The sequence below is a fragment of the Xenophilus sp. genome (assembly GCF_044462705.1).
GTDB lineage: Bacteria > Pseudomonadota > Gammaproteobacteria > Burkholderiales > Burkholderiaceae_C > Xenophilus > Xenophilus azovorans.
Genome location: NZ_JBIQNC010000159.1, coordinates 6,908 through 10,285, shown reverse-complemented (window position 1 = coordinate 10,285; position 3,378 = coordinate 6,908). Strand labels below are relative to the sequence as shown.

Genomic DNA, 3,378 nt, shown 5'->3' with positions numbered 1-3,378 from the left:
GTCCTGATCGTCGAGGACGAGTCCTCCATCGCCGAGCTGCTGGCCGTGAACCTGCGGCACAACGGCTTCGAGCCGATCTGGGCCGAGGACGGCGACAGCGCCCAGCGCGAGATCGACGCCGTGCTGCCGGACCTGATCCTGCTCGACTGGATGCTGCCCGGCCAGAGCGGCCTGCAGCTGGCGCGCCAGTGGCGCAAGGACAGCCGCACCAAGGCCGTGCCCATCCTCATGCTCACCGCCCGCGGCGACGAGCCCGACAAGGTGGCGGGCCTGGACGCCGGCGCCGACGACTACATCACCAAGCCCTTCTCCACGCAGGAGATGCTGGCGCGCATCCGCGCCGTGCTGCGGCGCCGGGCGCCCGAGGCGGCCAGCGAGCGCGTGGAGGTGGGCGAACTGGCGCTGGACAGCGCCACCCACCGCGTCACCTGGCAGGGCACGCCGCTGAAGATGGGGCCGACGGAGTTCAAGCTGCTGGCCTACCTGATGCAGAACGCCGAGCGCGTGCACAGCCGCTCGCAACTGCTCGACAAGGTCTGGGGCGACCACGTCTTCATCGAGGAGCGCACGGTGGACGTGCACGTCAAGCGCCTGCGCGAGTCGCTGGGCGCGGCCGCCGCCATGGTCGAGACGGTGCGCGGCGCCGGCTACCGCTTCACGGCGCAGGCCACCGTCTGATGCCTGCTTGAGCGCCGGCCCGGCCCGCGTGCGCGGGGAGCGGGCCGGATAATCGCGATCCCATGCCGCTTCGATTCCTCACCTTCCTGGCCGCTGCCTGCGCGGGCGCGGCCGTTGCCGTCGCCGCGCTCGGCTGGCGGCAGTGGGGCTGGGGCGCCATGGCCGGCGCGCTGGCCTGGCTGGCGCTCGACGCATGGCAGGCTTCGCGCCTGCTGCGCGCGCTGCGGGCCGAGGGCGCGCCCATGCCGGCGCGCGGCCTCGGCCTGTGGGGCGAGCTGGCCGAGCGCATCCGCAAGCAGTTGCGCCTGCGCGAGCAGCAGACGCGGCAGGCGCAGGACCGGCTGGACGAATTCCTGCAGGCCATCCAGGCCTCGCCCAACGGCGTCGTGCTGCTCGACGAGCAGGGCCGCATCGAGTGGTGCAACCAGACGGCCGCCGCGCAACTGGGCATCGACGCCGGACGCGACCTGCAGCAGCACCTGGGCAACCTGGTGCGCGACCCGGCCTTCGTCGCCTACCTGGCCTCGTGGAACTACAGCCGCGACGTAGTGATCGACGCGCCCTCGGCGCAGCGCACCGCGCACGGCCATCCGATGCGCCTGTCGGTGCAGGTGCATCCCTATGCCGGCAGCCGGCGCATGCTGCTCACGCGCGACATCACCGCGCTGGAGCAGGCCGAGGCGATGCGGCGCGACTTCGTGGCGAACGTCTCGCACGAGATCCGCACGCCGCTGACGGTGCTGACCGGCTTCGTCGAGACGCTGCAGAGCCTGCCGCTGGAGGCCGACGAGCGCGCCCGCTACCTGGGCCTGATGGGCCAGCAGGCGCAGCGCATGGGCACGCTGGTGCAGGACCTGCTTACCCTGTCGCGGCTGGAAGGCAGCGCCGCCCCGGCCATGAACCAGTGGACGCGCGCCAAGGCGCTGCTGGCGCATTGCGAGGACGAGGCGCGCGGCCTGTCGGGCCGGCTCTCGGCCAAGGGACACCGGCTGTCTTTCGCACTGGAGGCGGACTCCGAGCTGGCCGGCAATGCCACCGAGCTGCAGAGCGCGATGTCCAACCTGGTGAGCAACGCCGTGCGCTACACGCCGCCGGGCGGCGAGGTGGCGGTGAGCTGGCGCGTGCTGCCCGACGGCCGCGGCGAGTTCGCCGTGCGCGACACCGGCCCGGGCATCGCGGCCGAGCACATCCCGCGGCTGACCGAACGCTTCTACCGCGTCGACCGCAGCCGCTCGCGCGAGACCGGCGGCACGGGCCTCGGCCTGGCGATCGTCAAGCACATCGCCCAGCGGCACGGCGCGCAGTTGCGCATCGAGAGCACGCTGGGGCAGGGCTCGCGCTTCGTCCTGCATTTCCCGGTGACGCGGGTGCGCGAGGCGCGGGCGGCGACGCTGGCCGGGAACGCGCTGCACGGGGTGCCGTAGCGGACCGCTGCCGCCCTGCGGCGTCTCAGCGGCCGCCCGGCCGGGCACTGAAGGCCAGAGCGTCCGCCCGCGTACCTGTCAGCACGCGCGCCAGCAGCAGCAGGAACAGCATCGCCGTCATCGCCAGCGCGGCCGAGCTCATGATCCAGAAGGCCAGCGGCGAGGCCATCGCCGGCCAGGGGCCCAGGCCGCGGTAGGCCAGCAGGTAGCTGCCGCCCAGCCCGATGCCCCACAGCAGCGTGCAGTAGATCGCCAGCGGCAGCACCGTCACGCGGTAGCAGCGCAGCACGAACACGCACAGCGTCTGCACGGCGTCGGCCAGGTGGTAGGCAGCGGTGGCCACCAGCAGCGTGGCCGCCAGGGCGGCCACCGCCGCATCCGACGAGTACAGCCCGGCCAGCGGCCCGCGGGCCAGCACCATCGTGGCGGCACAGGCCAGGGCGCCGGCCAATGTCAGCTCGAAGCCCTGGCGGCAAGCGTGCCGGGCGCGGGCCGGGTCGCCGGCGCCCAGCCAATGGCTCACGCGGGCGCTGGTGGCCAGGCCCATCGACAGCGGCACCATGTAGGCGACGGCGGTGAGGTTCGACGCGATCTGGTGCGCCGCCGCAGCCGCCGTACCCAGGCGGGCGATGAACAGCGCCATCAGCGTGAACGAGGTCACCTCCACCAGCACCGAGAGGCCGCCGGGCACGCCCAGCCGGGCGAACTGGCGCAACTGCTGCCAGTCGGGCCGCTCCATGCGCCGCCACAGGCGCAGCTCGCGATACAGCGGCTGGGTGCGCATCAGCCACAGGGCCAGCGCGAGCATCAGCCAGTTGACGGCCACCGTCGCCAGGCCGCAGCCCACCAGGCCCAGCGCCGGCACGCCCAGGCCGCCGAAGGTCCACCAGACCGACAGCGGCAGCTTCACCACCAGCGCGCCGATCTGCAGCCAGGTGACCAGCCGCGGATGGCCCAGGCTCTGGTTGAGCGTGCTGTAGAGGCGGAACAGCAGCGCGGGCGGCAGGGCCAGCGCCAGCACCGCCAGGTAGCGCGTCACCTCGGCCTGCATCGCGGCCGGCACGTCGGTCCAGCGCAGCAGCGGCTCGGGGTGCAGCAGCACGATCAGGCCGAGCGCGACGGCGGCCGCCGCGACGTACAGCGACTGGCGCACCGAGCGGCCGACCTCGGCTCGCCGGCCGGCGCCGCTCAGCTCGGCCCAGATCGGCAGCAGCGCCTGCAGCCCGCCCATGAGCGACACGAACACGCTGATGAAGATGGCCGAGCCGACCGACAG

At 73.4% G+C, this 3,378-nt stretch carries 3 protein-coding genes; 2 read left to right on the top strand and 1 reads right to left on the bottom strand.

Going from position 1 to position 3,378, the window contains the following annotated elements; all coding sequences use genetic code 11:
* Window positions 1-678 (top strand): phosphate regulon transcriptional regulator PhoB (gene phoB, locus ACIY1X_RS19755; RefSeq protein WP_399683804.1); only part of this gene is annotated, 678 nt, incomplete at its 5' end.
* Window positions 679-740: 62 nt separating this feature from the next.
* A complete protein-coding gene (gene phoR / locus ACIY1X_RS19750; RefSeq protein WP_399683802.1) occupies window positions 741-2,102 on the top strand; it encodes a phosphate regulon sensor histidine kinase PhoR in 1,362 nt (453 codons plus the stop codon).
* 25 nt (window positions 2,103-2,127) lie between these two features.
* On the opposite strand, the gene ACIY1X_RS19745 is transcribed toward phoR, so the two are convergent.
* A partial coding sequence (locus ACIY1X_RS19745; RefSeq protein WP_399683799.1) for an MATE family efflux transporter occupies window positions 2,128-3,378 on the bottom strand: 1,251 nt, incomplete at its 5' end.